Raw genomic sequence first — 1,900 nt, 5'->3', positions numbered from 1 at the left:
GGACGTCTGCGACAGACGCTGGCACACCCCGAAACACAAATCCCCATAGCTCACCGCGCACGGACCGCGGGTTCCTGCATGAGAGGCTTTCGTACGCCTGACGGCACCCGAAACCCTTCAGCATGTCAGCCGACGAGGGAGGCAGTTGCTCGATCCTGCAGCCGCCCTTTGCGGCAACCAATGCCAGCGCAACCGAACTGAACGCGGTTCGCGAAGCGCATTAGACGGCATGCGACGCCAAGGACATGCCGGATTTCGAGCATTGGGACGCCGAATTCCATCACCGAGTATTCGCGTGCTGCCGCAACGACTCCTTAAAGAGATCCGCAACCGCATGCACGCCATTCGAAATCAATCGCCCTGGTTCGAAATGAAGAAGTGCTCGTTCTCGGAGGAACGCCGCCGGAGGTATTGCGACGAGCACCAGGCAATCCTGGATTGTCTGGTTCGCCGCGCTCCGGAAAGTGCGAAAAATGCGATGCTGGCGCAGCTGAAAACCGTCGAACGAAATCTGCTGGGGCGGTAAGCCGGCGCATCGCCGCAGACCTGCAGCAAGAGGCCGCTGAGCCCGCAGCGCGGACGCCGCTAGTAGGGCGGCTGGACGACCCCGCCCCCGGGTTCATGGCAGGCGAGTGCGGTGCCGATTGTAGGGCCCCATCAGGCGACGGCGGCCAACTTCGCGTAATCCTGCGCCTAGCCCCCCTACCGAAGGTGCTCCTTACCTTCCGATTTGCGACGCGACCGACATCATCGCCTCAGAGTTCGGGCGGGCGCCCAAGCCGCCATCGTAAACCTCGGAGAACGTCCAGCGAACGACGCCGTTGCGGTCGAGCAGGAACTGGCCCATGAGCTGGCCCACGCCGGTCGCCATCATTTGCTGGTCCGCTTCAGTGATATCGTAATTGTCTTTTTTATTCAGATATTCGAGCGTGGCAAACGGATCCATCGGCTCAGGCATTTCGCCCGGCACGTTGAGCCGCATCGCCTTCACATCGCTCATTGAGGCCTTGTGCGGCCATGCGCTCTCGCCCTCGGTGATCTGCATATTGGGGAGCCCAAAAGCGCGGTGTGAAGCCCGCTCAGGATCAGACGCCGCGAGCAGAGCCGGCATCGGATGATAACGGAGATACAGGCGTGCCCGTTCGATGGGCGTGTTCACCACCGTCAGGGTTTCGATGCCCTTTGCGTTAAGGGCTGGTGTGAGCAGCGAAACCGTCGCGATATGACGCCTGCAAAAAGGACAATGGAGACCTCGATACAGTCCGACCAGCACTGGCTTCTCGCCGCGGAAATCGTCGATAGCTATCTTGCCCTCGCGAGTAATCGCGTCGAGCACGAAATTGGGCGCTCGTTCGCCCAGTTGCAGAGGGCCTACGTCGAGACGTTCTGACATGCTGATCCCTCCTCGCGGGCCAATCGACAACAGATGTGCGGGCGGGTGGCTTGAGCCCATGTTGCGGCACATACGTCCTTCGGCCCGCTAAAATGGCGGTCGGCCTAGGACGGCGTCGACAGTCCATTCATAGCACGGAGGAAACTGCTTTTACACTAGATAGCGCCCCACGAACGCTGCAACTTCTCGGGCAGACGATCCCACAGCCAACTGCTGGGCCTCGTCACTCCATAACTCATTTCAAGTGCGCACCCGGCCGATATCCATTCTCACGGCCGCTCTCGCCCCAAAACCCAAATCGCTCCGAAAGGCAAAGTTCGACGACAACGATGACCTCATTGTCCGCATCGCGAATGGCAGCAAACGGAACTAGAGGGCCTGTCAGCTTTGCGCCTCATGCACGAACCCGCTTCGCGGGAGGGGCGCCTCGTTCTGAGATGGCGCGACAGGTATTGGTCTTGAGCGGGTAGAAGCTGCGATCCGACCATGGAGTTCCTTCAACGAGAG

Annotated in this window: 2 protein-coding genes; one reads left to right on the top strand and one right to left on the bottom strand. The window is 60.4% G+C overall.

The features are described 5' to 3' along the window. Positions 1–145: 145 nt before the first annotated feature. Positions 146–526 (top strand): FCD domain-containing protein, encoded by a 381-nt coding sequence (locus JQK88_RS35340; RefSeq protein WP_203281196.1) that lies wholly within the window; start codon positions 146–148, stop codon positions 524–526. A gap of 192 nt (positions 527–718) precedes the next feature. Here the strand turns inward: JQK88_RS35340 and JQK88_RS35335 are convergent, their stop codons facing one another. Continuing rightward, positions 719–1,393 carry a peroxiredoxin-like family protein gene (locus tag JQK88_RS35335; protein ID WP_192259103.1) on the bottom strand — a complete coding sequence of 225 codons (675 nt, stop codon included), beginning with the start codon at positions 1,391–1,393 and terminating at the stop codon, positions 719–721. Between the last annotated feature and the right edge of the window lie 507 nt (positions 1,394–1,900).

Origin of the sequence: Mesorhizobium caraganae (assembly GCF_016836705.1) — a bacterium.
Lineage (GTDB): Bacteria > Pseudomonadota > Alphaproteobacteria > Rhizobiales > Rhizobiaceae > Mesorhizobium > Mesorhizobium caraganae.
The sequence above is the reverse complement of the archived record's forward strand: the minus strand, read 5'-3'. Positions and strand labels throughout refer to the sequence as shown.